This is a genomic window from Bradyrhizobium sp. STM 3566 (assembly GCF_045571445.1).
Lineage (GTDB): Bacteria > Pseudomonadota > Alphaproteobacteria > Rhizobiales > Xanthobacteraceae > Bradyrhizobium > Bradyrhizobium vignae.
Genome location: NZ_CP120692.1, coordinates 472140 through 498072, shown reverse-complemented (window position 1 = coordinate 498072; position 25933 = coordinate 472140). Strand labels below are relative to the sequence as shown.

The window sequence follows — 25933 nt, the reverse complement described above, 5'->3', positions numbered from 1 at the left end:
AACCTGCGAGCCAGAGACGAGATAACCGCGTCACTGCTGATCCGGCTGTGCCCGCTCGCGCCTGGTCGTGGCACCCTCGGCTGCCAGCGTCGCGAAATCGATCCGGGACATTTCCACGATGGCCTTGGTGCGGCTCAGCACGTTCAGCTTGCGCAGGATGTCGGAGACGTGGACCTTCACGGTGGTCTCGGAAATCTTCAGCTCATAGGCGATCTGCTTGTTCTGCAGGCCGCGCTTGAGCATTTCGAGCACGCGCAATTGCTGCGGCGTCAGTTCGTGCAGGCGCTTCAGCAAATCCCGCGCGGGGCCGGACGGACGTTGCGGGCGGACAAATCCGCGATAGGCGGCGGGAACACAGACCGAGCCGCGCAGTACCTCGCAGATCGACTCCGCCAGATCCTGCTTGGACGATGATTTGAGGATGTAGCCGGACACGCCGAGCGACAAGGCACCGGACATGATCTGCGGATCCTGATGCCCGGATACGATGACGACGGGAATTTTGGGAAATGCCTTGCGGATGCGGATGATGCCCGAAAGACCTGTGGTGCCCGGCATCGACAGGTCGAGCAGGATGAGGTCGAGCTCGGTGGTCGCCGCGACCTGCTCGAGCGCACCGTCGATCGACGTCGCCTGCAGGATCTCGGCCGCCGGCGCCACCATCTGGAGCGCGCCCTCGAGGGCCTCGCGAAACAGCGGATGGTCTTCGACAATCAGAAATCGCATCACGTATGAACCATTCCCAAATCGTTGCCGGGTTCGAAGCAAGAACGAGAACGAGAATGTGCCAGCCGGGTCAGGCCGGCTTGACCCAGGTCAAGCCCGACGTCAAGCACGACATCGCGCGTCATTGCGGCCGCCCGCGGTCGGCCCGCGCATAGGGCCGGCCCTTTGGATCCGGCAGGTCCACCTTGCCGACCTCGATGATCGCCTTGTTGCGGCTGAACAGGCCGAGCTTGCGCAGAATCTCGGTGATGTGCGCCTTCACCGTGGATTCGGCGAGCTGAAGCTCCTGGGCGATCTGCCGGTTCGGATAGCCGCGCCGCAGCAGATCGAGCACGCGAAGCTGCTGCGGCGTGAGCTCGCGCAGCTTGACCTCGAGCGCCTTGCTGGCCTCGGCCCGCCGCCGCTGCGGCGCCGCCACGAAATCCTTCGGCACCGACACCGATCCCTTCAACACGCCCTCGATCGATTGCGCCAGCTCGCGCTTCGACATCGACTTCGGCAGATAGCCGGCAGCCCCCAGCTCCAGCGCCTCGCGGACGACGCGCTGGTCCTCGTCGCTCGACACGATGGCGACAGGCAGGCGCGGATAAGCTTCGCGCAAACGCAGAAAGCCGGAGAAGCCCGTCGCATCCGGCAGCAGGAGGTCGAGCAGCGCGAGGTCGATGCCCTCGCCCTGCTCTGCCATCAGGACACGAAGGGCATCCTCGATCGACATCGCCTCGAAGATCCGCGCCTCCGGCAGGGCCAGCCGCACCGCATTGCCGAGCGCCTCGCGAAACAGGGGATGATCGTCGATGATCAGGAAGCTGGTCATGGCGCCTTCACAGGACTGCACCGCCGAATAGTCCACCGTACAGGCATCCACCACGACAGCGGAAGAGGCAGAACCATGCGGCCCCCGTCCGGCGCCGGGATGGTGCCGGACGGACGCTACCACATTCTCCCGATCGGGTTCGGTCAAGGTCGTTCAGTCATTCGATTCGGACTGGACCGTCAGCAGGAAGGAAAAGATGCTGTCGAACTGGTCGTCGGTGAAGACCTCCTTCCAGGACGGCATGCCCTTGGTCGGCCGTCCCTCGTGCACGGTCGTCCAGAACTTCTCGCGCATGTCATCGCCGTAGCGGTGACGCAGCAGCCGCAGATCGATCTTACGCTCGCTCTGGACCGCATCGGGACCGTGGCAATGGGCACAGGTTCCGTTGAAGATCTCCTTGCCCGCACCGATGGCATCGTCGTGTGGCGCGGCCGCATCGCCCTTGGTTTCGGTCGCCACCACATTGGCGACCTGCGCCACGCCGGCTCCGGTTCCCGCCCCCGTCGTGATTGCTGCCGGCACTGCGCCGAAACGAACCGGCTCGCCGGTCGGCAGGCCATATTTCACCGCGAGCTCACCGATCGTCTTCTGAAGCTGCGGCAAGACGGCATCGACGCGATCGCGCAGCTCGGCCGAGGTCTTCGCAAAGCCGATGGCGGCGTCCCACGACAGACCTTCACCTTCGGTGAGCTCGATCTGATAGCGGCCGTTGTAGGCGGTCTTGTTCAGCCAGCCGGCGACCGGCCCCCAGATGAAGGCGACGTCGGCCCTGCCCTGGTCGAGCGCCTGCATGCCTTCCTCGGGCGACAGCACCGTCACCTTCTGGATGTCGTCACGGCTCGCCAGCAGGTTTTGCGGCGTGCTGGCGAACTGCACGGCGACGCGCTTGCCCCTGAGGCCGTCGATGCCGCCGAACACCTGCCCCTTGGCGGCGACGAGGGCATAGCCCTCCTTGGCGAAGCTGTTGGAGAAAATCACGGCCGGTCCCATGAAATCCTCCGAGCGCGGCAGCCCGATCATGGCGTCACATTGCTTGCCGAGCAGCGTGACGCGCACGGTGCGCTTGCCGAAATAGGATTTGTACCAGTCATAGGCGATCGGCCGGCCGAGCGCCTGCGCCAGGGCCTGTCCGATCTCGACATAGAACCCCGGCTGCGACGGACTATCGCTAGAGAATGGAAGGTTGGTCGGATCGGCGCAGAGGCGGAGCGGCTGCGCCTCTTCGGCATGCAGCGGCAAGGCCGGAGCGACCAGCGCGGCGGCACATGCGAGCAGGCCTGCGATGGCGCGATATCGGCTCGCACCGATGGCAGAATGATTCGGACGCATCCTCGTCTCCCTTTGCGTTTTCCTTGGCGTTTCCCTTGGCGTCATTGGGCCGGAGCTTGTTGGGCCAGGCGCGGCGGCACAGGCCTCGTCCATGGCGCAGCTCATGTCTTAAAAAAACGCGCGCGTATCCCGTCACCTCGGGGATACGCGCGCGAGTGGTCACTGGACGGAGAACACGAAGAGCGAACCGCCCTCGGGGGCTGCGGCCGTCATCTTCTTACCTACCTCGCCCAGGAACGCAGGCAGCGCAGCCGTGCGGCCGACGACGATGGCGACATATTGCTTGCCGTCGACCTGGTAGGTCACCGGGCCGGCGCCGATGCCGGAGCCGAGATTCTTGCTCCACAGCACCTTGCCGGATTTCGCATCGATGGCGCGGAAGTCGCCATGGATGTTGCCGGCAAACACGAGACCACCGCCAGTGGTCAGCGTTCCGCCGTTGAACGGCAGGTCTTCCTTGATCGACCAGACCTTCTTCTGCGCGACCGGATCCCAGGCCACGAGCTCGCCGAGGAAGTCGCCGGGGCCTTCCTTGGTCGGGAATTCGGCGCCGAGATAGAACACGCCACGCTTGTAGGTGACATCACTGACCGACCAGTCCATGCAGACATTGTTGGACGGGATGTAGACGAGGCCGGTCTGCGGGTTGAACGACATCGGCTGCCAGTTCTTGCCGCCGATCAGGTTCGGGCAGATGTCCTTGGCGGGATGATTCGGCCCGGGACGCTTGTCGGGATCCTCGACCGCGCGCATCGTGGCGACGTCCCACTTCTTGGCCCAGTTCGAGAACACGTATTTCTCCGCCGACAACACCTTGCCGGTCTCGCGATTGGCGACGAAGAAGAAGCCGTTGCGATCCGCCTTCATGAGCGCCGGAACGGTGCTGCCGCCGATCTTCAGATCCGCGAGCACGGCTTCGTTGACGCCGTCATAGTCCCAGGCGTCGGCCGGCGTGGTCTGGATGTGCCACTTGATCTTGCCGGTGTTGGGATCGAGCGCCAGCGTCGAGGCGGTATAGAGGTTGGTCAGCTTGCCGAAATTGCCGTCGCCGGTCGAACGCACCGCCGTGTTCCACGGGCCGGGATTGCTGGTGCCCCAATAGACCGTGTCGCTCTTCGGATCGTAGGAGCCGACCAGCCAGGCCGCGCCGCCGCCATGCTGGGCGGAATCGCCCTTCCAGGTGTCGCCACCGGGCTCATCCGGGGACGGAACGGTGTAGGTCTGCCACACCTGCTTGCCGGTGTTGATGTCGAAGGCCTGGAGCGCACCGCGGACACCGTATTCGCCGCCACCGAAACCGGTGATGACCTTGTCGCGCACGACGAGCGGCGGCGAGGTGATGACCGAACCCTGCTTGTAGTCGACCACCTTCGCCGTCCACAGCGCCTTGCCGGTCGCGGCATCGAGCGCCGTCAGCTTGCCGTCGAGGCGGCCGACGAAGATCTTGCCGTCGGCATAGGAGACGCCGCGATTGTTCACGTCGCAGCAGGCGTATTGCAGCACGTCCTCGGGAATGTCGGGCTCCCAGGTCCATTTGCGCGCGCCGGTGGCGGCATCGAGCGCATAGACGTATTTCGGCCCCCACGAGCTCGAAACGTAGAGCGTGTTGCCGACGACGATCGGCGAGGATTCGTTCGAACGCAGCGACGCCAGCGAGAAGGAATAAGCCAGCGTCAGCTTGCCGGCGTTTTCGGTGTTGATCTGCTTCAGCGGGCTGAAGCGCGTGTTGCCATAGTCGTGGCCGGCGACAGCCCACTGATTCGAATCGGATTGCGCCTTGAGCAGGGAGTCGTTGGCGCGAACGCCCGGTGTAACGGCGGCAAGCATCGCAATCATGGAGATGCCAGCCAAGAAGCCCTTCGTTCCAAAGGTCATGTATTCCCTCCGCGATGTTGTTGTGCACGCCTCGTTGGGCGCCTGAGCGCGTTGCGCTCGTGACGCGCAGTTTGCCCGCGAGCCATGGTTCGAAATTACAGCATCGCCTTTTCGCGCTTAGTATAGGCGGAAGGTAGTAGTGCAGATCATTGCCGGCTCTCGCCGCTCATCTCGTTGTCCCGGCTTGCGTCTTGCCCGTATTTTGCAGCCCGAAATGCGTCATCGGATTTGGGAAGCATCGCGCTCGCAATCCGATTGTCCTTGCGTGCATCGGTCAAGATGATGGCGCTACCACGCCTGCAAAGCTTTGGAAGAAGTTCGCGGCAAGTTTTCGCGACGTCGATTCGATCAGTCGCGAGCCGAGCTGTGCGAGCTTGCCGCCGATCTGCGCATCGGCTTCGTAATGCAGTATGGTGAGGTCAGGCGATTCTTCTTCCAGCCTGACCTTCGCGCCGCCCTTGGCAAAGCCCGCGACGCCGCCGGCGCCTTCGCCGATGATGCGGTAGCCGTTGGGCGCATCGATGTCGGTCAGCGTCACCTTGCCGCTGAACGTTGCCTTCACTGGACCGACCTTCAGCACAATAGTCGCTGTCATCTGCGTCGACGATGTCATCTCGAGCGATTGGCAGCCGGGAATGCAGCGCCTGAGAATATCGGGATCGTTGAGCGCAGCCCACACCGTGGCCTTCGACGCCGGGATCCGCTGACTGTCATTCATCTGCATCGCTTCCACCCTTTTGGTCGTTGACTTGTACGGTCCGACTAGGGGGAGGCCCGGCTGCGATCAATCGCCAGGAAGTACTAGAAGATCGTGGCTGACGCGGCTTGCCGGCGAGCCGCGTGGCGGGCGCGGCTTCGCTGCATCGCCATAAGCAAAATCAATGACTTAAGTGGTCTCCGCCTACTACCAAGATCGCGATTACAAAGACGGGAGCGCGTGCTCCTATTTGCGCAACGAACAAGGCATTCAAGGGAGAAACGACGCACGACGGCGCCGAGTCCAGGGGCAAGCGGCAAGCATGACCAAGGCAGGCGCCACCAGGACAAAGCGCTTCGCATGACGGCGGTCGAACGTGCCATCGCAGATGGCGGAGCGACCTTTTCCGCAAGCTTCCTGCAAGGTCACGCCACGCACCGGCGGCGGTGCGGATTGTCGTGGCCGGAGCGTACGACTGCGACGGCCGCACGATGTCTTTTACATGACGCGCGGTCGCCAAAATCCCAGTTGCAAAGTTTCGCTCGCGCTGTCTCTAATTAGAACCAATCAAAATCACTCTGGGAGGACTCCAAGTGTCTACAGTCAAACTGACGGTCAACGGCAAGGCCGTTGCTGTCGACGTCGAGGACCGCACGCTGCTGGTCCAGCTCCTGCGCGACCATCTCAATCTCACGGGAACCCATGTCGGCTGCGACACCAGTCAGTGCGGCGCCTGCGTCGTGCACATGGACGGCCGCGCCGTGAAATCCTGCACCATGCTGGCAGGACAGGCCGACGGTGCCAACGTCACCACCATCGAAGGCATCGCCAAGGGCGAGGAACTGCATCCGATGCAGGCCGCTTTCCGCGACAATCACGGCCTGCAGTGCGGCTATTGCACGCCGGGCATGATCATGTCGGCGATCGATATCGTGCAACGCCATGGTGGACAGCTCGACGAAGCCACCGTCCGCCACGAGCTCGAAGGCAATATCTGCCGCTGCACCGGCTATCACAACATCGTCAAAGCCGTGCTGGATGCGGCCGGCCGCATGAAGGTTGCGCAGGCGGCCGAGTAAAGCGGCCGCCGCAAACAAGAAAACCACCGCCGCTTTCGAGGGAAAGCGCGGGTCAACAAATTTCCGGTCGGGAGGACCAGACATGGGTGTTGAAGGCATCGGCGCACGCGTCGTGCGCAAGGAAGACAAGCGCTTCATTACCGGCAAGGGCCGTTACGTCGACGACATCAAGCTGACGGGCATGACCCATGCCTATTTCATCCGCAGCCCGCACGCGCACGCCAAGGTGAAGGGGATCGACTCGTCCGCCGCGCTGAAGATGCCGGGCGTGGTCGCGGTGCTCACCGGCAAGCAGCTCGTCGACGACAAGGTCGGCAACCTGATCTGCGGCTGGGCCATCACCTCCAAGGACGGCAGCCCGATGAAGATGGGTGCATGGCCGGCGATGGCGCCCGAGACGGTGCGCTTCGTCGGCCAGGCCGTCGCCGTCGTGATCGCCGAGAGCAAGAATCTGGCACGCGACGCGGCGGAGGCCGTCGTCGTCGATTACGAGGAGCTTCCCGCGGTCGCCGACATGCACGCGGCGATCAAGACCGGCGCGCCGCAGCTTCATCCCGAAGCCCCCGGCAACCAGGTCTATGACTGGGTGATCGGCGACGAGGGCGCGGTGAATGCCGCCTTCTCGAAGGCCGCCAATGTGGTGAAGCTCGACGTCACTAACAACCGCCTCGCGCCGAATGCGATGGAGCCGCGCGCGGCGATCGCTGATTACGACGCGGCGGAAGAGCACTTCACGCTCTACACGACGTCGCAGAACCCGCACGTCGCCCGCCTCGTGCTGTCGGCGTTCTACAACATCGCGCCCGAGCACAAGCTGCGCGTGATCGCCCCCGACGTCGGCGGCGGCTTCGGCTCGAAGATCTTCATCTACCCCGAAGAAATGGTGGCGTTGTGGGCCTCGAAGAAAGTCGGCCGTCCCGTCAAATGGACCGGCGACCGCACCGAGGCCTTCCTCACCGACGCACATGGCCGCGACCACATCACCCATGCCGAGATGGCGTTCGACGCCAACAACAAGATCATTGGCCTGAGGGTGAAGACCTACGCCAATTTCGGCGCCTACATGTCGCTGTTCTCGTCCTCGGTGCCGACCTATCTCTACGCGACGCTGCTGTCGGGCCAGTACAACATCCCGGCGATCCATGCCGAGGTCATCGGGGTCTACACCAACACCACGCCGGTCGATGCCTATCGCGGCGCGGGCCGGCCGGAGGCGAGCTATCTGATCGAGCGGCTGATGGAAACGGCGGCGCGGCAGCTGAATGTCGATCCGGCCCAATTGCGCCGGACCAACTTCATCACCCAGTTCCCGCACCAGACGCCGGTCATCATGGCCTACGACACCGGCGACTTTAACGCCTCGCTCGATGCCGCGATGAAGGCGATCGACTATGCCGGCTTCCCTGCCCGCAAGGCGCAAGCAAAGTCACAAGGCAAGCTGCGCGGCATCGGGGTGTCCTGCTACATCGAAGCCTGCGGCATCGCACCGTCCAAGGCGGTCGGCAGCCTGGGCGCCGGCGTCGGCCTGTGGGAATCGGCTGAGGTCCGCGTCAATCCGGTCGGCACCATCGAGATCCTCACGGGATCGCACAGCCATGGCCAGGGTCACGAGACCACCTTCTGCCAGCTCGTGGCAGACCGTCTCGGCGTTCCCATCAGCCAGGTCTCGATCGTCCATGGCGACACCGACAAGGTGCAGTTCGGCATGGGCACCTACGGCTCGCGCTCGGCGGCCGTCGGCCTCACCGCGATCCTGAAGGCGATGGAGAAGGTCGAGTCCAAGGCCAAGAAGATCGCAGCGCATGCGCTCGAAGCCTCGGAAGCCGACATCGTCATCGAGAACGGAGAGTTCAAGGTGACCGGCACCGACAAGGCGATCGCGTTCCCGATGGTCGCGCTTGCGGCCTACACCGCGCACAATCTGCCTGAGGGGATGGAGCCGGGCCTGAAGGAGAGCGCCTTCTACGACCCGACCAATTTCACCTTCCCCGCCGGCGCTTATATTTGCGAGCTCGAAGTCGATCCCGGCACCGGCAAGACCTCGTTCATCAACTTCGTCGCGGCCGACGATTTCGGCCGGCTGATCAACCCGATGATCGTCGAGGGCCAGGTCCATGGCGGCCTCGCGCAAGGCATTGGCCAGGCACTGCTCGAGCACGCGATCTACGATGCCAACGGCCAGCCGGTCACGGCCTCGTTCATGGACTATGCCATGCCGCGCGCCGACGACCTGCCCTCGTTCAACCTCTCCCACACCACGACGCTGTGCCCGGGCAATCCCCTGGGCATCAAGGGTTGCGGTGAGGCCGGCGCGATCGGGGCGTCTGCGGCCGTGATCAACGCGATCACGGATGCGATCGGCAAGAACAACCTGGAAATGCCCGCAACCCCTGACCGGGTGTGGCGCACGATCCACGCGGCTTAACCGCCTCATCATCGTCATTCCGGGGCGAGGCCAAGCGTCGAACCCGGAATCTGGAGCTTAAGAATTCAACCTCGAGATTCCGGGTCTGCGCCTTTCGGCGCATCCCGGAATGACAGAGAAAAGATTTCAGGAGCAACCAAGATGTACCAGACCACCTATCATCGTGCCTCCTCGGTCGACGAGGCTGCCAGCCTGTTCGCCAAGAGCAGCGAGGCGAAATTCCTCGCCGGCGGGCAGACGTTGCTGCCGGTGATGAAGCAGCGCCTCGCAGGTCCCTCCGACGTGATCGATGTCGCCAAGATCAAGGACATGATCGGCGTCGAAGCCTCCGGCGATACGCTGACCATCAAGGCCGCCACGCCGCATTACGATGTCGCGACCAGCGACGCCGCGAAGAAGGCGATCCCTGCGCTCGCCTACCTGGCCTCGCTGATCGGCGATCCCGCCGTGCGCTACCGCGGCACGATCGGCGGCTCGATCGCCAACAACGATCCCGCCGCCGACTATCCGGCCGCGCTGCTTGCGCTCGATGCGACCGTGAAGACCAACAAACGGTCGATTGCGGCGGCCGATTTCTTCAAGGGCCTGTTCACGACCGCGCTCGAAGACGGCGAGATCATTACCGCCGTGTCGTTCCCGGTTCCGGCGAAAGCCGGCTATTCCAAGATGCCGCATCCGGCCTCGCGTTTCGCGCTGACCGGCGTGTTCGTCGCGCAGACCAAGTCGGGCGAGGTTCGGGTCGCCGCCACCGGTGCCTCGCAGAACGGCGTGATGCGGGTGCCTGCGATCGAAGCCGCGCTGAAGACGAACTGGTCGCCGGCGGCGATCGACAGCGTCAGCATTCCCGCGAGCGGATTGCTCGCTGACATCCATGGCTCGGCGGAGTACCGCGCCAACCTCGTCAAGGTGATGGCGCAGCGCGCGGTGGCGGCAGCGGGCTGACCCTCCCGCTCCAGCGTCTCAGCACAAATTTTCCGCGGCGCGCACTTCGGTGCGCGCCGCTTTTATTATGCGCCGATGCATGAAAACCGCTTGCCTCACTGGCGTGAAGGCGGGAAAAGTTAATCAGCCAATTAACTCGCCCACAGAGGAACGTCGGAGGCGCTTGCCGGATCCCGGCAACCGCCCGCGACCCGAGGAAACAAAAACGTGCTCGATCAATCAGCCCAGAAATCAGCCCAGAAATCAGCCCAAGACAAATCCGAAGGCTCGTCCGGCCGCGCTTCCGGCCCGCTCGCGGGCTTCCGCATCGTCGAATTCGCCGGCATCGGGCCCGGTCCGTTCGCCTGCATGATGCTGGCCGACATGGGCGCCGACGTCGTCACGCTCGATCGCGTCGGCGCCAAGAAGAGCATGAAATCGGTCGCGGGCCGCGGCCGCAAGCTGATCGAGCTCGACCTCAAGGACAAGGGCGCGATCGCAGAGGTGCTCGACCTCCTGGCCAGCGCCGATGCGCTGATCGAAGGATTCCGTCCCGGCGTCATGGAGCGGCTCGGGCTCGGGCCCGACGTCGTGCTCGCGCGCAACCCGAAGCTCGTCTATGGCCGCATGACCGGTTGGGGCCAGGAAGGCCCGCTCGCCAACGCCGCCGGCCACGACATCAACTACATCTCCATCACCGGCGCGCTCGCCGCGATCGGCACGAAGGAAGCGCCGGTGCCGCCGCTCAACCTGGTCGGAGATTTCGGTGGCGGCGCGCTCTATCTGGTCGTCGGCGTGCTCGCAGCGCTGTTGGAAGCGCAAAAATCCGGCAAGGGTCAGGTGGTCGACGCCGCGATGTGCGACGGCGCGGCGTCGCTGATGTCGTTCTTCTTCGACATGACCACGATCGGCCGCTGGACCGAGGAGCGCAACCAGAACTTCCTCGACGGCGGCGCGCATTTCTATGGCGTCTATGAATGCGCCTGCGGGCACTTCATTTCGATCGGCTCGATCGAGCCGCAATTCTACGCGCTGCTGCGCGAGCACGCCGGCCTGACGGATGCGGATTTCGACGCGCAGATGGACCGCAAGGCCTGGCCCGCGCTGAAGGAGAAGCTGAAGGCGGTGTTCAAGAGCAAGACGCGCGAGGACTGGTGCAGGATCATGGAAGGCACCGACATCTGCTTCGCGCCGGTGCTGACCATGTCGGAGGCGACACAACATCCACACATGGTCGCCCGTAATGTCTTCATCGAGCGCCACGGCGTGAAGCAGCCGGCACCCGCGCCGCGATTCTCACGCACGCCATCGGCCGTGCGTGAGCCGGAAGCGGCGGAGATCACCGCGGTGACGAAGGCGTGGAAGAGGTAGAGCCGACGAGCACGCTCTCGTAGATTCCATGGGCAAAGCGAAGCGTGCCCACCACTTTGAGCGAGATCACAGAGAGATGGTGGGCACGGCGCTACGCGCCTTTGCCCACCCTAGGGCAGCGCGGCTGCCGCCCTACGCCGCGTTCTCCACCTTCAGCACCCCGCGGCGGATCTGGTCCTCCTCGATCGATTCGAACAGGGCCTTGAAATTGCCCTCGCCAAAGCCGTCGTCGCCCTTGCGCTGGATGAACTCGAAGAAGATCGGGCCGATGGCGTTGGCCGAGAAGATCTGCAGCAGCACCTTGGTCTGGCCACCCTCGACCACGCCCTCGCCGTCGATGAGGATGCCGTTCTTGCGGAGCCGTGCGACGTCTTCGCCGTGCTTGGGCAGGCGCGTATCGATCCGCTCGAAATAGGTGTCGGGCGGGGACGGCATGAACGGCAGGCCGGCTTCGCGCAGGCCTTCGATGGTGCGGTAGATGTCGCGGCAGCCGCAGGCGATGTGCTGGATGCCTTCACCGCGATAGGTCTTGAGATATTCCTCGATCTGTCCGGAATCGCCGGCGTCCTCGTTGATCGGAATCCGGATCTTGCCGTCGGGGCTGGTCAGCGCTCGCGAAAACAAGCCGGAGGCGCGGCCTTCGATGTCGAAGAAGCGAATCTGGCGGAAGTTGAACAGCTTCTCATAAAAGCCGGCCCAGACGTCCATGCGGCCGCGATGAACGTTGTGGGTAAGATGGTCGAGATAGAACAGGCCGGCACCGACCGGTCGCGGGTCGCGTGCGCCCAGCCATTCGAACTCGGCATCATAGGCCGAGCCCTTGTCACCGTAACGATCGACCAGATAAAGCAGGCTGCCGCCGATGCCCTTGATCGCGGGCACGTCGAGCGTCTTCTGTGCGGATGACACATCGGCCGGCTCGGCACCGAGCGCAATCGCCCGGTCATAGGCCGCCTTGGCATCGACCACGCGGAATGCCATCGAGGGCGCACAGGGGCCATGCGCGGCGACGAACTCATAGCCGTGAGTACCCGGCTCCTCGTTGACGAGATAGTTGATGTCGCCCTGGCGGTAGACCGTGATCTTCTTAGTTCTATGACGCGCGACGGGTGCATAGCCCATCAGCTTGAACAGCGCGTGCAGCTCTTCCGGGTGGGGATGCGCATATTCGACGAACTCGAATCCGTCGGTGCCCATCGGATTGTCGGCGCTAACAGTGGCCGGCGGTGCATCATGCGGAAACGGACCCATTGACGGTTCTCCCAAATTGCTGGCTGGGAGGAATTGTCCTTCATGAAGCGCGCAAGGGGCGTGCAAACGGCACACGATTCCGCTAGCTTATGCACGACTCGTGCATGAATTGGACGATTGACGCATGATTTCCGTGGACGCGTTCGACCTCAAGATCCTGGGTGCACTCCAGGACGATGGCCGCCTCACCAACCAGGAGCTTGCCGACCTCGCGGGTCTCTCCGCCTCGCAATGCTCGCGGCGGCGGATGCGGCTGGAAGAGGAAAAGGTGATATCAGGCTATCACGCCGATCTTTCCAGCGAGGCGCTCGGCTTCGGCGTGATCGCCTTCATCCAGGTGGGGCTTGCGACCCACTCACCGGACAACTCCAAGCGCTTCCGCGCGCTGGTGAACCGGATCGACGAGATCCAGGAGGCGTATTCGCTGACGGGCGATGCCGACTACGTGCTCAAAGCCGTGCTGCGCGACCTCAAGGGCCTGTCCAACCTCGTCAACGACGTCCTGATGCCGCACCAGAGCGTGGCGCATGTGCGCTCCTCGATCGTCCTCGACCGGCTGAAGGAGAGCTCACGGCTCCCGCTCAAGGAGATCAAGCCCGGCTGAAATCGAGGGAACTATGGCATTCGCGCTGCCTACACGATCTGCGATGATCGCAGCTCCATGTCCGGAGATTCAACATGGCGCTGCAGCTGCGACCGAACTGCGAATATTGTGACCGCGACCTGCCGCCGAACGCAACCGATGCGCGGATCTGCTCCTATGAATGCACGTTCTGTGCGGATTGCGTCGAAACGAAGCTGTTCAACGTCTGCCCGAACTGCGGCGGCGGATTTGTGCCGCGCCCGATCAGGCCGGCGCGGGAATGGCGGCCGGGCGTGTGCGTGGCCAAGCACGTGCCGTCAGACAAGCGCGTGCATCTGAAGTACAGCGTGGAGGATGTCGCAGCGCATTGCGCACGAATCCGCGACGTGCCGCCGGAGAAACGATAGGCTCTCTCTCCACGTCATTGCGAGGAGCTCGCGACAAAATTGCGTAGCAATTTTGCGCTGATGCGACGGAGCAATCCAGACTGCCGCCGCGGAGAGATTCTGGATTGCTTCGCTGCGCTCGCAAGGACGGAGGTTGTGACAGGGACGGCGGCTCACTCCGCCGCCACAATCGTCCCCTCGACCTCGCCGAACCCGACGCGATAGCCGTTGCCCTGGCACCAGCCGCGCATCACGAGGCTGTCGCCGTCCTCCAGGAACGAGCGCTTGGTGCCGCCGGGCAGCTCGACCGGCTCGGTGCCGTTCCAAGAAATCTCCAACAAGCTGCCGCGCTGGTTCTTCTCCGGGCCGGAGATGGTGCCGCTGCCGAGGAGATCGCCGACATTCATGGCGCAGCCGGAAGAAGCATGGTGCATCAGCTGCTGCACCGAGGACCAGTACATGTATTTGAAGTTGGTGCGGCTGATGCTGACGGGCGCATTGGCCCCCGCAGCGCGCAAGGAGACATCGAGCTCGACATCGTAGTTCTGTGGCTTGGTCTGCTTGAGATAGTCGAGCGGCACCGGCTGCTGCTCCGGTCCCTTCAGGCGGAACGGCTCCAGCGCCTCGCGCGTCACCACCCAGGGGCTGATCGAGGTCGCGAAGGCTTTTGCGAGGAATGGGCCGAGCGGCACGTATTCCCATTGCTGGATGTCGCGCGCGCTCCAGTCGTTGAGCAGCACGAATCCGAAGATCATCTCCTCGGCCTGTTGCTCGCTGAGCATGCCGCCCATCGGCGAAGCCTGGCCGATGACGGCGCCCATCTCCAGCTCGAAATCGAGCCGCTTGCACGGCGCAAAGCTAGGCAGCTCCACATTCGGCGGCTTCAGCTGCCCGCGCGGCCGCTTCACCCTGGTGCCGGAGACCACGACGGTGGAGGCGCGGCCGTTATAGGCGATCGGCATGTGCAGCCAGTTCGGCTGCAGCGCATTGTCCTTGCCGCGGAACATCACGCCGACATTGGTGGCGTGCTCCTTGGAAGAATAGAAATCGGTGTAGCCGGAGACCGCGAACGGCATGTGGAGCTTCGCATCGCGCATCGGCACCAGCGCGCGGCTGCGCAGCTCCTCGTTGTCGCGCAGCTCATGATGATCGTGACGGAGCAGTTCGCTGATCCGCGCCCGCGTCTTCGCCCACACCTTCGGCCCCAACGCCATGAAGGGATTGAGCGAGGCCCCGGAGAACACGCCGAACGGGCCGACGTCGAGCCGGGAATCCTGCTCGAGCTCCCAGAGATCGAGCACGTAGCCTCCGATCGCCACACCAACCCGCGGCGTCGGATTGGCCGCGGTCGAGAACACGCCATAGGGCAGGTTCTGAATCGGAAAGTCCGAGGCGGGGTCGACCTCGATGAAGGAGCGGAGGCTGGGGTCGTTGGGGTGGGGCATTGGTTTCCCATGGCGCAGCGGTGGCGGTGTCACCCTCCCCTGGAGGGTAAGAAAGACTACGGCTTGCTCGGATCGAAGCGCTTCTCCAGGCCCTTCCAGCAATCGGCATAATCATCCTGGAGCGTGGAGGAGCTCGCCGCGTGTGCGGTGACGCGCTGCGGATAGCGGGTCTCGAACATGAAGGCCATGGTGCCCGTGAGCTTCACCGGCTTCAGCTCGCCATTGCTGGCGTGCTCGAAGGCGTCGCGATCAGGTCCGTGCGGCAGCATGCAATTGTGCAAGGAGATGCCGCCGGGGACGAAGCCCTGCGGTTTGGCGTCGTAGACGCCGTAGATCAGGCCCATGAACTCGCTCATGATGTTCATGTGGTACCAGGGCGGACGGAAGGTGTTTTCCGCGACCATCCAGCGCTCGGGGAAGATGACGAAGTCGATATTCGCCGTGCCCGCGGTCTCCGAGGGCGAGGTCAGCACCGTGAAGATCGAGGGATCGGGATGATCGAAGCTGATCGCGCCGACCGGGGAGAACGCGCGCAGGTCGTATTTGTAGGGCGCGTAATTGCCGTGCCAGGCGACCACGTCGATCGGTGAATGCGGCAGCGTCGTCTTGAACAGCGAGCCGCCCCATTTCACGAACAGCTCGGTCGGCGTGTCCTTGTCCTCGTAGTTCGCGACCGGCGTCAGGAAGTCGCGCGCATTGGCAAGACAATTGGCGCCGATCGGGCCACGCTCCGGCAGCGTGAAGGCGCCGCCGTAGTTCTCGCAGAGATAGCCGCGCGCCGGCCCGTTCGGAATCTCGACACGGAACTTGGCGCCGCGCGGAATCACTACGATCTCGCCGGGCTCGGCATCGATGCGGCCGAACTCAGTGACGAGGCGAAGATTGCCCTGCTGCAGCACGAACAGCAATTCGCCGTCGGCGTTGTAGAAATGCTGATCCACCATCGATTTGGTGATGAGATAGACATGCGCGGCCATGCCTGCTTGCGTGTTCACATCGCCCGCCGTCGTCATGGTCTGCACGCCCTGGACGAAGGTGAGCTCCTCCTTCGGGATCGGCGTCGGATCCCAGCGCAGCTGCGCGATCGGGAGATCGTATTCGTGGCATGGCGCCGAGCGCCACAGCCCGGCATCGATCTTCTCGAAGCGGCCGGAATGCTTCACCGACGGACGGATACGATACAGCCAGGAGCGTTCATTGGTGCCACGCGGCGCGGTGAAGGGCGAGCCGGAAAGCTGCTCGGCATAGAGCCCGTAGGCGCAACGCTGCGGCGAGTTGCGTCCGATCGGCAGCGCGCCAGGCAGCGCCTCGGTCTCAAAACTATTGCCGAAGCCGGACATGTAGCCCGGCGTGACCTGGGCCGAGCTGCGAACGATCTGGTCAGGCGAGGTATTGATGTTCATGACTATCCTCCTCCTTGCAAGGCGGCCCACATTTCCTGGTCGCGCTTGTCGGTCCAGATCACGGGATCATCGATCCCGGATGCTTCGTCGTAGGCGCGCGACACGTTGAACGGCAGGCAGTGCTCGTAGATGGCGAAACTCGAAAATTTCGGATCCATCACCTCGCGGGTCGCCGCCATCGACTCCTTCAGCGTGCGGCCCTTGGCAACCGAGATTTCGGCCGCGCCATAGAGCGAGGTGACGAAATCCCGCGTCATCGCGATGGCCTCGCGTACCGTAGCGGTGCCCTTCAGCGCATCGCCTCGGCCGGGCGCGATCGCCTTGGGATTGAAGTTGCGGATCTCATTCAGCGTCATCGGCCATTCGCGCAAATGCGCATCGCCGCAATAGCAGGCCGAGTGATATTCGATGAGATCCCCGGAGAACATCACCTCCGCATCCGGCACCCAGGCGACGATGTCGCCGGAGGTATGGCCAGCACCCAGCTGCATCAGCCGCACCTCGCGCTTGCCGAGGTAGATCGACATCTCGCCTTCGAAGGTCAGCGTCGGCCAGGTCAGGCCGGGAATGCTCTGCGCGTCCTGGAACAGGCGCGGGAAGCGGCCGTATTCGGAATCCCAATCCTGCTTGCCGCGCTCCTCGATCAGCCGATAGGTTTCCTGCGAGGCGACGATGCCTTGCGCCTTGTAGGCGGAGGCTCCGAGCACGCGCACGGCGTGATAATGCGACAGCACGACATATTTGATCGGCTTGTCGGTGACGGCGCGCACGCGCTCGATCACTTTGTTCGCCATGGCCGGCGTCGCCTGCGCATCGAACACGAGGCAGCCGTCGTCGCCGACGATCACGGCCGTATTCGGATCGCCCTCGGCGGTGAAGGCATAGAGATCGGGGCCGATCTCGGCGAAGGTGATTGTCTTCTCGGAGAGGTCGCCGGTGGATGCGAAGTTCTTCGCCATCAGTTCGTCCTTACAAGTCTATTGTTGTTGCTGTTGCTGCTGCTGGTCATCGATCATGCGGCGCTTGGCGAGCCCGATCGCCTCGCGCAGCACGTCGATGTCGCCGATATGATTGGCGAGGATCAGCACCAGCGCCGCGTCGAAATCCGCACTCTGCTCCTCGGTGAGGCCGCGATGCGCCTCGACGATGGCGCGGAAGGCATCGTCCGGACGTGCGAAGTTCGAGCTGGTTGAAAGCGGCATGCGAAACCTCAATACAAACCTTCGGCCCGCGCCAACGCCGCCGCGATCGCCGAACGCGTCGAATGGCGGAAGCGCGCCGCGACATAGCCGTCGGGCCTCAGCAGATAGGCGGAGCCCGGCTCGGCGGCGTAGCGCTTTGCGGCCAGACCCGAGGGATCGGCAAGTCCGCCCTCGCCACCAATGCGGATGCCCTTGATGCCATCGGGCGCATCGATCGGCGCGCCATTGCTGAACGACAGCAAGGTGAAGTCCGTTCCACCGTTGCGGAAGGCATCCGTCAGATAGATCTGCTCGCCGGCGCGCGTTGCGACGGGTGCATCGAGCATCGAACAGCCGGGCGAGGGTCCACCGCGCCACGCATCCGCATCGAGCGAAGACAGCGGCGAGTCATAGCTGCACGGCACCGAGAGTCGTCCGCCGTTGACCATGCGCTTGCCGAACTCGGTCTCCTTGGCCAGCGACAGCACCGCCTTGCGCAGCCGCGCTTCCTGATGCGAGTTCGGTGCCATGAAATCGGTCGAGCGGGTGGATTCGCGGATGTTCTCGTCGGCGGCTGCGCTGCGCTCGGTATGATAACTCTCGAGCAGGCTCGCAGGCGATTTGCCCCGCAGCACGCGATCGAGCTTCCAGGACAGGTTCTCTGCGTCTTCAAGTCCGGAGTTGGCGCCGCGCGCACCGAAGGGCGAGACCTGATGCGCGGAATCGCCGGCGAAGATCACGCGGCCATGGATGAAGCGGTCCATCCGCCGGCACTGGAATTTGTACAGCGAGATCCACTCGAACTCGAACTTGTCGTGGCCGAGCATGCGCGCAATCCGCGGCCGCACGTTTTCCGGCTTCTTCTCGACGACAGGATCGGCGTAACGGTTGAGCTGGAGATCGATGCGCCAGACATCGTTGGGCTGCCGGTGCAAGAGCGCCGAACGCCCGGCATGAAACGGCGGATCGAACCAGAACCAACGCTCGGTGGGAAATTCCGCCGTCATCTTGACGTCGGCGATCAGGAACTGATCCTCGAACACCTGGCCCGCAAATTCCGCACCGACCATCTGGCGCAGCGACGACCGCGCACCGTCGCAGGCGATGACATATTGCGCATTCAGGCGATAGGCGCCTTCAGGCGTTTCGATCGTCAGCAGCGCGGAGTCGTTGCGCTGCTCCAGCGCCGTCACCTTGTTGCGCCAGCGCAGGTCGATCTCGGGCAGTTCGTTGATGCGATCGACCAGATAGGCTTCGGCGTAATATTGCTGGAGATTGATGAAGGCCGGACGCTTGTGACCGTCTTCCGGCAGCAGATTGAACTGGTAGAGCTGCTGCTCGCCGTGAAAGATCCGGCCGACGCTCCACACCACGCCCTTGTCGACCATGCGGTCGCCGACGCCGAGTCGGTCCCAATATTCCAGCGAGCGCTTCGAGAAGCAGATCGCGCGCGAGCCTTCGCCGATGCGGTCGGCATCGTCCAGCAGCACGACGCGCTGGCCGCGCTGGGCGAGATCGATCGCCAGCGACAGGCCGACCGGGCCGGCACCGACAATCACGACCGGATGCGCCGCGGGGCGTGGCCCCGGGCGGTCCTGATCGGGATGGCGGCGATAGCCGAACTGGGTCTTGGCCTGATGCGTATTGGCCGGCGCCATACACTAACCTCGGCTCTGGTCAAAAGAGGACTGATCTGCTAGATAGTCTCACGTGCAACTATTTTGGACCGGAGCCGGCCGGCCGTCAACTGGAATTCGGAGCGCTCTCCGTGGCGAGGACATCCAGCGACATCGCGCTGAAGACACCCCAGGCCGACGAGGCTTCATCGCGGCCGAAGCCGCGTCTCGACCTGTTCAAGTTCGTGCCGTTCCGCCTCAACCGGCTGGCAGCGGAGGTGAGTTCCGCGCTCGCGGTCGAATATCAGGAACGTCACGGCCTCGACATTCCGGCCTGGCGCGTGCTCGCCACGCTCGGCTTTCGCGTTGATGCCTGCAGCGCGCAGTACATCGCGCAGTGCACCCGCACGCACAAATCCACCATCAGCCGCGCGGTGACCACGCTGCTGCATGCAGAGCTGATCGAGCGGGTCGAGAACGAAGCCGACCGCCGCGAATTCCGCCTGCAACTGACCAGGAAGGGCCGCACGCTTTACGAAGAGCTGTTCCCGCAATTGCTGCGTCGTGAGGACGAGATCCTCGCCTGCCTGTCCGCGCAGGAGCGCAAGCAATTGTCGGCCCTGCTCGGCAAGATCGAGCAGAGCCTCGATCTGATCCAGACCAGCGAAGAGGCTGACGCGAAGCAGGCGTATTAGGACGGGCATGCATAGAGGCGGAGACGCCTAGACCGGTTGAGAAAGCTTGGTAGGCTCGTGACGGCACCAGTTTATATAGTGGCGCTACTTGTGGCATTTGCCGCAACTCGCGCATACGCCGTTGATATAGGTTATCTGGCTCCCCCCGGAGTCGCTGCAAACGAGTTTCCCTCACCGCAGCGCCCCGTTGCACGGATCGTCAGCCCACGCCGCGCCGCCGAAGAGCGCCGCGACGCCCTCGATGAGGCCGGTCAAATCGCACGTATTCTTGAGCTGAAACCAGGCATGACAGTCGGCGACATTGGAGCAGGCGATGGCTACCACACGGTCAGGCTCTCGCGCCTCGTCGGACCCGCCGGCTCTGTCATTGCCCAGGACGTCACGCGGGATTACCTGATCGAACTCGCAAAGCGAACAGAGCTTCTGAAGTTGACGAACGTGCAGTTCGCGCTCGGCGAACCACACGACCCGCGCCTGCCCGCTTCCTCGCTGGATGCCGCAATCCTCGTGCATATGTATCACGAGATCGCCCAGCCCTATGCCTTCCTCTACAATCTCGCGCCCGCCTTGAAGCAGGGTGCGCGGGTCGGAATTGTCGATCTCGAGCTTCCGACGTCGAAGCATGGCACGCCAATTGCGCTCTTGCGCTGCGAATTGACCGCCGTCGGCTATCGCGAGATCGCCACATATCAGCTCGCAGGTGACGGAGGATATTTGGCAGTATTCTCTCCGCCAGAGGTCGCGGCTCGAAAATCTCCCCGCGATATCGCTGCTTGTGGGAATCCCGCCGGCGCTCGTTGACACCACGTCAGCCGCCCGTCTCAGAGGCTGACCGTATCCGCAGAAGAGGTCAGACCGGAAGTCGCCGGCTGAAACTCAAATCGGCGCTTTTGACCCGAAGCGCACATGAGCAGCTGGGGCCATCGCAACGCTAACCCATGAGTTTTCGCCACTCAGTTGCACTGCTTGGCCGTTAACCGTAAGCTACCGAGCGGGCTAGGCTTGAGGGAAGCCATGGTTGTCGAGACGCGCTATGTGACCAGCGGCGACGTCTTCGTCGCTTATCAAATATCCGGACAGGGCGGTCCGGACTTGCTCATGACACCGGGCTTTGTATCGCATCTCGAGCAGGCGTGGGAGAATCCCAACGTCGCGCGCTTCCTTAACGACCTCGGCTCGTTCTCGCGATTGATCCGATTCGACAAACGCGGCACGGGTCTCAGTGATCGTGGTGTCGGTGTCCCGCATCTCGATGAAAGGATCGACGATATCCGCGCCGTGCTCGACGCTGCGGGTTCTAAGAGGGCCTATTTATTCGGTGTTTCGGAGGGTGGGCCGATGTCGATCCTGTTCGCGGCGACCTATCCTGAACGTGTCGCGGGGCTCATCCTGTTCGGCACGTATGCGCGCACGGTGGGTGCTTCCGTTCCGTTTGACGACTTTGCGACCCTGGAGCGCGATATCCGGTCCAACTGGGGAACCGGCAAAAGTCTGCCCAGTTTCTCTCCGTCGGCCGCCGCAATTCCCGGGGCCATGGAGCGCTTCGCCAAGTTCGAGCGCTCGGCGGCCAGCCCGTCTGATGTGATCAACCTGATGCGCATGAACCGCGAGATCGACGTAACGGCCATCCTGCCGTCGATCCATGTCCCTACGCTGGTCATGCATCGGCGCGACGACGTGCGCATTCGTGCATTCGCCGGCCGCGAGCTTGGAGAGAGAATTCCTCACGCGCGCTACATCGAACTTCCGGGTAGTGATCACCTCGCATGGTCAGGAGATCAGGATCGGCTTGTCGAGGAAATCAGACAATTCATGGGTGTGTCCGCTACCACCATCGAGGGCGATCGCGTCCTCTCGACCGTGCTGTTCACCGACATCGTCGATTCGACAAAGAAAGCCTCGTTGGTGGGCGACAGGCAGTGGCGTTCAACTCTGGAAGCGCACCATGCGGCGGTGCGTTCGGAACTGGAGCGGCATCGCGGACGCGAAGTTAAAACTACAGGCGACGGATTTCTGGCCCTTTTCGACGGCCCGGCGCGCGCCGTTCGCTGCGCCCAGAGGATCGTCAGCGCGGTGCGGCCGCTCGATCTCGAAGTACGGGCCGGCGTCCATACCGGCGAGATTGAAATGATGGGCGACGATGTGGGCGGCATTGCTGTGCACATCGCAGCACGGGTAGCTCAGCATGCGCATGCGAGCGAAGTGCTGGCCTCGAGCACGGTAAAGGATTTAGTAGCAGGTGCCGGCCTCAAGTTCGTCGATCAGGGATCGGCCGTGCTTAAGGGACTTGCCGAGCCCATGCGCCTATTTGCAGCCGTCTGAATGAGCTTCGGTGTCGCCGATGCCGCCTTAGAAAGCTCAGACGTTATCGCCAATGGCCCTTTGTGGCCCACAACGCGCCTCCGGCGATGCTTGTTTGCGCACTGCTTCCAGGTGCACAGCGGATATCAAGCCTGGCTGATCTGAGCCGCGCTTAGGACTTACAAGTAGACGCCCCGGATTCCGTCACTTCGCAAACGACCGCGTCGGCGGCAGATGCAGTGCCCAGGCGTCGACCTTGTCGCTGGCACGCGGATAGATTTCCGTCACGATCGGATCATGACCGGGGATGAACCTGTCAGGGTGGCCGGCGAGGCGCTCGATCGTCTCCCAGCCTGCGGCCATGTCGCCGACATTGTAGACGATCGGGAACGGGCTCCGGCGCTGGAGGTTGGCGTAGTAATGCGCGGCATCGGACGCCAGCACCACCGGCCCGCGCGCGGTCTCGACCTTCACCACCTGCAAGCCATCGGAATGGCCACCGACGCGATGCACGGTGACGCCGGGCGCGACCTCGCCGTCGCCGGAATGGAAGGTGACGCGCTCGCCATAGACATGGCGCACCATCAGCGTGACGTGCTCGACCGAGAACGGATGTCGCAGCAGTCCGTTGCACATGCAGCGGCCCGTCGCGTAAGCCATCTCGCGCTCCTGGAGATGGAAGCGCGCATTCGGGAAGCGGTCGAGATTGCCGGCATGGTCGTAGTGCAGATGCGTCACAATGATGTCGCGGATGCCGGATGCCGCGACGCCGAAACGCTCCAGCGCATCGACCGGATTGAGCGTCAGCTTGCGCGCCCGCGCGCTCGCCTCCTCGGCATTGAAGCCCGTGTCGACCAGGATGTCGCGACCGTGCCCCCGGATCAACCAGACGAAATAGTCGAGATCCTGCGCCGCACTGTCATGCGGGTCGGGCACGAGGAAGTTCATGTGGGGGGTGCGCGGCGACATCGTCGCATAGCGCAGGGCGTAGATTTCGTAGACGTTTCCCATGGTCTGCTTTTCTGAGTTGGATGTTGTGGGACCATCGAGCACACCAAGCCATCGCCGGCAGGAAAGGTCAAACGTGGGGCGTTGCGGCGGAGGCAGGGCTGCAATGTGAGACCAATCACAGCTCCATCACCATGATGACCCCAGCATGCTGCCGATAGGATCGAACCAGGTCACCGAGTACTGTCATGACAACGGTCTATTCCGCCCGCGGCACGCCCCCTGCGTTGCCGTCCATCGTCACGATAATGCCGAATCTCCAAGCGGTTGACGCCCCCCGTCCCCGGTTTGATAATGCAGGAAGCGTAAGTTAAGGTCGCCGCGGCGCAAGCTGGAACGGCGCCTTTTTGGCTGGACCGCGCTGAATATGAAAATTCGCTTCTTTCTTCTTCTCTCCTTGCTCATCTCGCTCGTCCCGACTGCTCCATCGCTTGCGGCCGGTGACCGCTTTGCGCTGGTCATCGGCAACGCCAAATATCCGGACGCGGATGCTCCGTTGAAGGAACCGATCAACGATGCGCGCGACGTCGCCGATGAGCTCAAGCGGGACGGCTTTTCGGTCGAGATCGGCGAGAACCTGACCGGCGACGGCATGCGCCGCGCCTTCGACAAGCTCTACAGCAAGATCAAGCCGGGATCGGTGGCGCTGGTGTTCTTCAGCGGCTTCGGCATCCAGTCTGCGCGCCAGAGCTACATGCTGCCGGTCGATGCGCAGATCTGGACGGAGTCCGACGTGCGCCGCGATGGTTTCAGCCTCGAGACCGTCCTCGGCGAGCTCCACACCCGCGGCGCCGGCGTCAAGATCGCGCTGATCGACGCCTCCAGGCGCAACCCCTTCGAGCGCCGGTTCCGCAGCTTCTCGGCGGGCCTTACACCTGTCATCGCGCCGAACGGTACGCTCGTGATGTATTCAGCGGCGCTGGCCTCGGTGGTCTCGGATGCCGGCGGCGACCACAGCCTGTTCGTCCAGGAGCTACTGAAGGAAATCCGCGTCCCCGACCTGATGGCCGAGGAGACGCTGAACCGCACCAAGATGGGCGTCACCCGCGCCTCGCGCGGCGAGCAGGTGCCGTGGATTTCCTCGTCATTGGCCGAGGATTTCTCATTCACTCCGGGAGCCGGCGGATCGCGTCCCGCAACGCCACCGCCCGCACCTCCTGCTGCGCCGGCCGTCGTCGCCAACAACCCGCCGCCCGTTCCACCCGCGCCGCCGACACCACCTCCGGCGCCGAAGCCGGCCGATGCTGCTGCGGCACCCGCCCCTGCTGCTCCACCTGCCCCCGCGCCTGCGCCGGCCCCACCGCCGAAACCGCAGATCGAGGCCGCCCTGCCCCCGCCGCCACCGCCGGTGAAACCGATTGATCCCGCTCCCGCACCGAGCACGGACAGCGGGCCCAGTGCCGCCGTCCTGGCTGACGATCCCACGATCAAGAGCCTCACCGCCAAGATCGCCGCCAATCCCGATGACGTGAATGCGCTGTATCGGCGCGGCCAGGTCTATGCCAGCAAGGGCGCCTACACGCTCGCCATCAAGGATTTTGACGATACCCTTCGGATCAATTCGAAGGATGTCGAGGCGCTGAACAACCGCTGCTGGACCCGCACCGTGGTCGGCGATCTCCAGGGCGCGCTGAAGGATTGCAACGAGGCGCTGCGGCTGCGGCCGAACTTCGTCGATGCGCTCGACAGCCGCGGGCTGGTCAACCTCAAGTCGGGCGCGGTGAAGAATGCCATCGCCGATTTCGACGCGGCCCTGAAGATCAATCCGCGCCTGACCTCCTCGCTTTATGGACGCGGCCTTGCCAAGCAACGCAACGGCTCGGCCCAGGAAGGGGCACTGGACATTGCCAATGCCAAGGCGATGGATCCGAACATCGTTCAGGAATTCGCAAGCTACGGAGTGCGTTGATATTTTTTTGAATGAGGCAGTCCAAGCCTCGAACCTTGAACAGCCCAGGGAAGACCAATGGGCGGACGCCGGAACAGGCCTTTTCGGCCTGTTGCTGGAATTTGAAATACGCGAGCTGGCTGCGCAGGAGGGACTGGCTATGAGATCGGCTGCAAAAGGGCTTACCGCGATTCTGTCCATCATCACCGTCGGCGCCGCGCTGTCACTGCCAAGCTCAGCTGCGTTTGCGGGCGATGACGGCACCAGCAAGAATGTCACCGAGGACGAGATCGTCCGCGCGCTCGCGCCGGCGCCGAAGAAGCCCCTGACCCGCGGCCTCTCGATCGGCCCGCAGACGGAACCCGCGCCGAACGCAGCGGAGACCAAGCTGCTTCAGTCCGTGCGCGGCCGCTCGACGCGCTCATTGTCGTCGACCGAGCGCGAGGACATCGCGGCGGTCGCCAAGGACAAGCCGAACATCGATCTCGAAATCACGTTCGACTACAACTCAGCCAATATCAGCGCCAAATCGCTGCCATCAGTGCAGGCGCTCGGCCGTGCCTTGACCAGTCCCGACCTGAAGGGCTCGACCTTCGTGGTCGCAGGGCACACCGACGCCGCCGGCGGCGAAGCTTACAACCAGGACCTCTCGGAGCGTCGCGCGGATTCGATCAAGCGCTACCTCGTCGAGAAGTACAACATCTCCGCGACCGATCTCGTCACCGTCGGCTATGGCAAGAGCAAGCTCAAGAATCCGAGCCAGCCGCTGGCGGAGGTCAATCGCCGCGTGCAGGTCGTCAACATGGAAAACAAGACCACCGCATCGAAGTGAGCACGGCATAATCCTTTGCAGTGACAAGTCGTGATGTGGTGTAAGGTCTCGCTGTCGAAGCGCGTCCCGCGGCCTTGCGGGACGCCGCTTTATTTCCGGGAAACGCT

The 25933-nt window shown here is 63.5% G+C and carries 23 protein-coding genes; 11 read left to right on the top strand and 12 right to left on the bottom strand.

Translation table 11 applies throughout. From position 1 onward, the window contains the following. Positions 1-30 precede the first annotated feature (30 nt). The 5 genes from P6U27_RS02330 to P6U27_RS02310 form a co-directional block, all read right to left on the bottom strand. Positions 31-726 (bottom strand): response regulator, encoded by a 696-nt coding sequence (locus P6U27_RS02330; protein ID WP_407193629.1) that lies wholly within the window; start codon positions 724-726, stop codon positions 31-33. 121 nt (positions 727-847) lie between these two features. Then, positions 848-1540: a response regulator transcription factor gene (locus P6U27_RS02325; protein ID WP_122400491.1), complete on the bottom strand. Its 693-nt coding sequence runs from the start codon at positions 1538-1540 to the stop codon at positions 848-850. Positions 1541-1693: 153 nt separating this feature from the next. Beyond that, on the bottom strand, positions 1694-2869 hold the full coding sequence (locus tag P6U27_RS02320) for a c-type cytochrome (protein WP_407193628.1): 1176 nt from the start codon (positions 2867-2869) through the stop codon (positions 1694-1696). 159 nt (positions 2870-3028) lie between these two features. After that, positions 3029-4744: a PQQ-dependent methanol/ethanol family dehydrogenase gene (locus P6U27_RS02315; protein WP_407193627.1), complete on the bottom strand. Its 1716-nt coding sequence runs from the start codon at positions 4742-4744 to the stop codon at positions 3029-3031. A gap of 274 nt (positions 4745-5018) precedes the next feature. Continuing rightward, a complete protein-coding gene (locus tag P6U27_RS02310; RefSeq protein ID WP_407193626.1) occupies positions 5019-5468 on the bottom strand; it encodes an SRPBCC family protein in 450 nt (149 codons plus the stop codon). 566 nt (positions 5469-6034) lie between these two features. Here P6U27_RS02310 and P6U27_RS02305 point away from each other — a divergent pair. The 4 genes from P6U27_RS02305 to P6U27_RS02290 all read left to right on the top strand — a co-directional run bounded on the left by P6U27_RS02305 (position 6035) and on the right by P6U27_RS02290 (position 11237). Then, positions 6035-6520 (top strand): (2Fe-2S)-binding protein, encoded by a 486-nt coding sequence (locus P6U27_RS02305; RefSeq protein WP_122400488.1) that lies wholly within the window; start codon positions 6035-6037, stop codon positions 6518-6520. A gap of 82 nt (positions 6521-6602) precedes the next feature. After that, positions 6603-8945 carry a xanthine dehydrogenase family protein molybdopterin-binding subunit gene (locus P6U27_RS02300; RefSeq protein WP_129145657.1) on the top strand — a complete coding sequence of 781 codons (2343 nt, stop codon included), beginning with the start codon at positions 6603-6605 and terminating at the stop codon, positions 8943-8945. 141 nt (positions 8946-9086) lie between these two features. Then, on the top strand, positions 9087-9887 hold the full coding sequence (locus P6U27_RS02295) for an FAD binding domain-containing protein (RefSeq protein WP_407193625.1): 801 nt from the start codon (positions 9087-9089) through the stop codon (positions 9885-9887). 207 nt (positions 9888-10094) lie between these two features. After that, positions 10095-11237, top strand: coding sequence for a CaiB/BaiF CoA transferase family protein (locus P6U27_RS02290; RefSeq protein WP_407193624.1), 1143 nt, complete (start codon positions 10095-10097; stop codon positions 11235-11237). 132 nt (positions 11238-11369) lie between these two features. On the opposite strand, the gene hppD is transcribed toward P6U27_RS02290, so the two are convergent. Then, complete coding sequence (hppD, locus tag P6U27_RS02285) at positions 11370-12488, bottom strand: 4-hydroxyphenylpyruvate dioxygenase (protein ID WP_407193623.1); 1119 nt, start codon at positions 12486-12488, stop codon at positions 11370-11372. A 124-nt stretch (positions 12489-12612) separates the two neighbouring features. On the opposite strand from hppD, the gene P6U27_RS02280 reads away from it, so the two are divergent. Continuing rightward, positions 12613-13092 carry an Lrp/AsnC family transcriptional regulator gene (locus tag P6U27_RS02280; protein ID WP_100180721.1) on the top strand — a complete coding sequence of 160 codons (480 nt, stop codon included), beginning with the start codon at positions 12613-12615 and terminating at the stop codon, positions 13090-13092. A gap of 74 nt (positions 13093-13166) precedes the next feature. Further along, positions 13167-13478, top strand: a complete 312-nt coding sequence (locus tag P6U27_RS02275) for a DUF1272 domain-containing protein (protein WP_209296348.1) — start codon at positions 13167-13169, stop codon at positions 13476-13478. Between the two features lie 152 nt (positions 13479-13630). Here P6U27_RS02275 and fahA read toward each other — a convergent pair whose 3' ends face one another. From fahA to P6U27_RS02250, 5 genes are read right to left on the bottom strand one after another with little or no spacing between them, the layout of a single operon-like run. Further along, the gene (fahA, locus tag P6U27_RS02270) at positions 13631-14902 is read right to left on the bottom strand and encodes a fumarylacetoacetase (RefSeq protein WP_407193622.1); all 1272 of its coding nucleotides are present in this window, start codon (positions 14900-14902) and stop codon (positions 13631-13633) included. 56 nt (positions 14903-14958) lie between these two features. Beyond that, the gene (gene hmgA / locus P6U27_RS02265) at positions 14959-16305 is read right to left on the bottom strand and encodes a homogentisate 1,2-dioxygenase (RefSeq protein ID WP_407193621.1); all 1347 of its coding nucleotides are present in this window, start codon (positions 16303-16305) and stop codon (positions 14959-14961) included. 2 nt (positions 16306-16307) lie between these two features. Continuing rightward, positions 16308-17264: an MBL fold metallo-hydrolase gene (locus tag P6U27_RS02260; RefSeq protein WP_129145664.1), complete on the bottom strand. Its 957-nt coding sequence runs from the start codon at positions 17262-17264 to the stop codon at positions 16308-16310. Between the two features lie 18 nt (positions 17265-17282). Beyond that, complete coding sequence (locus P6U27_RS02255) at positions 17283-17507, bottom strand: DUF2783 domain-containing protein (protein ID WP_122400477.1); 225 nt, start codon at positions 17505-17507, stop codon at positions 17283-17285. Between the two features lie 8 nt (positions 17508-17515). Then, positions 17516-19144 (bottom strand): FAD-dependent oxidoreductase, encoded by a 1629-nt coding sequence (locus P6U27_RS02250; protein ID WP_407193620.1) that lies wholly within the window; start codon positions 19142-19144, stop codon positions 17516-17518. A gap of 110 nt (positions 19145-19254) precedes the next feature. Between P6U27_RS02250 and P6U27_RS02245 the strand changes: the two genes are divergently transcribed. The 3 genes from P6U27_RS02245 (at position 19255) to P6U27_RS02235 (ending at position 22119) form a co-directional block, all read left to right on the top strand. Beyond that, entirely contained in the window at positions 19255-19797 is a 543-nt protein-coding gene (locus P6U27_RS02245) for a MarR family winged helix-turn-helix transcriptional regulator (RefSeq protein ID WP_122400475.1), read from the top strand. 57 nt (positions 19798-19854) lie between these two features. Further along, positions 19855-20598 (top strand): class I SAM-dependent methyltransferase, encoded by a 744-nt coding sequence (locus P6U27_RS02240; protein WP_407193619.1) that lies wholly within the window; start codon positions 19855-19857, stop codon positions 20596-20598. Between the two features lie 213 nt (positions 20599-20811). Continuing rightward, positions 20812-22119, top strand: coding sequence for an adenylate/guanylate cyclase domain-containing protein (locus P6U27_RS02235; protein WP_407193618.1), 1308 nt, complete (start codon positions 20812-20814; stop codon positions 22117-22119). Positions 22120-22302: 183 nt separating this feature from the next. On the opposite strand, the gene P6U27_RS02230 is transcribed toward P6U27_RS02235, so the two are convergent. Then, positions 22303-23109, bottom strand: coding sequence for an N-acyl homoserine lactonase family protein (locus tag P6U27_RS02230; protein WP_407193617.1), 807 nt, complete (start codon positions 23107-23109; stop codon positions 22303-22305). Between the two features lie 364 nt (positions 23110-23473). Between P6U27_RS02230 and P6U27_RS02225 the strand changes: the two genes are divergently transcribed. Then, the gene (locus tag P6U27_RS02225) at positions 23474-25015 is read left to right on the top strand and encodes a caspase family protein (RefSeq protein ID WP_122400472.1); all 1542 of its coding nucleotides are present in this window, start codon (positions 23474-23476) and stop codon (positions 25013-25015) included. 139 nt (positions 25016-25154) lie between these two features. Next, entirely contained in the window at positions 25155-25826 is a 672-nt protein-coding gene (locus P6U27_RS02220) for an OmpA family protein (protein WP_407193616.1), read from the top strand. Positions 25827-25933: the final 107 nt, after the last annotated feature.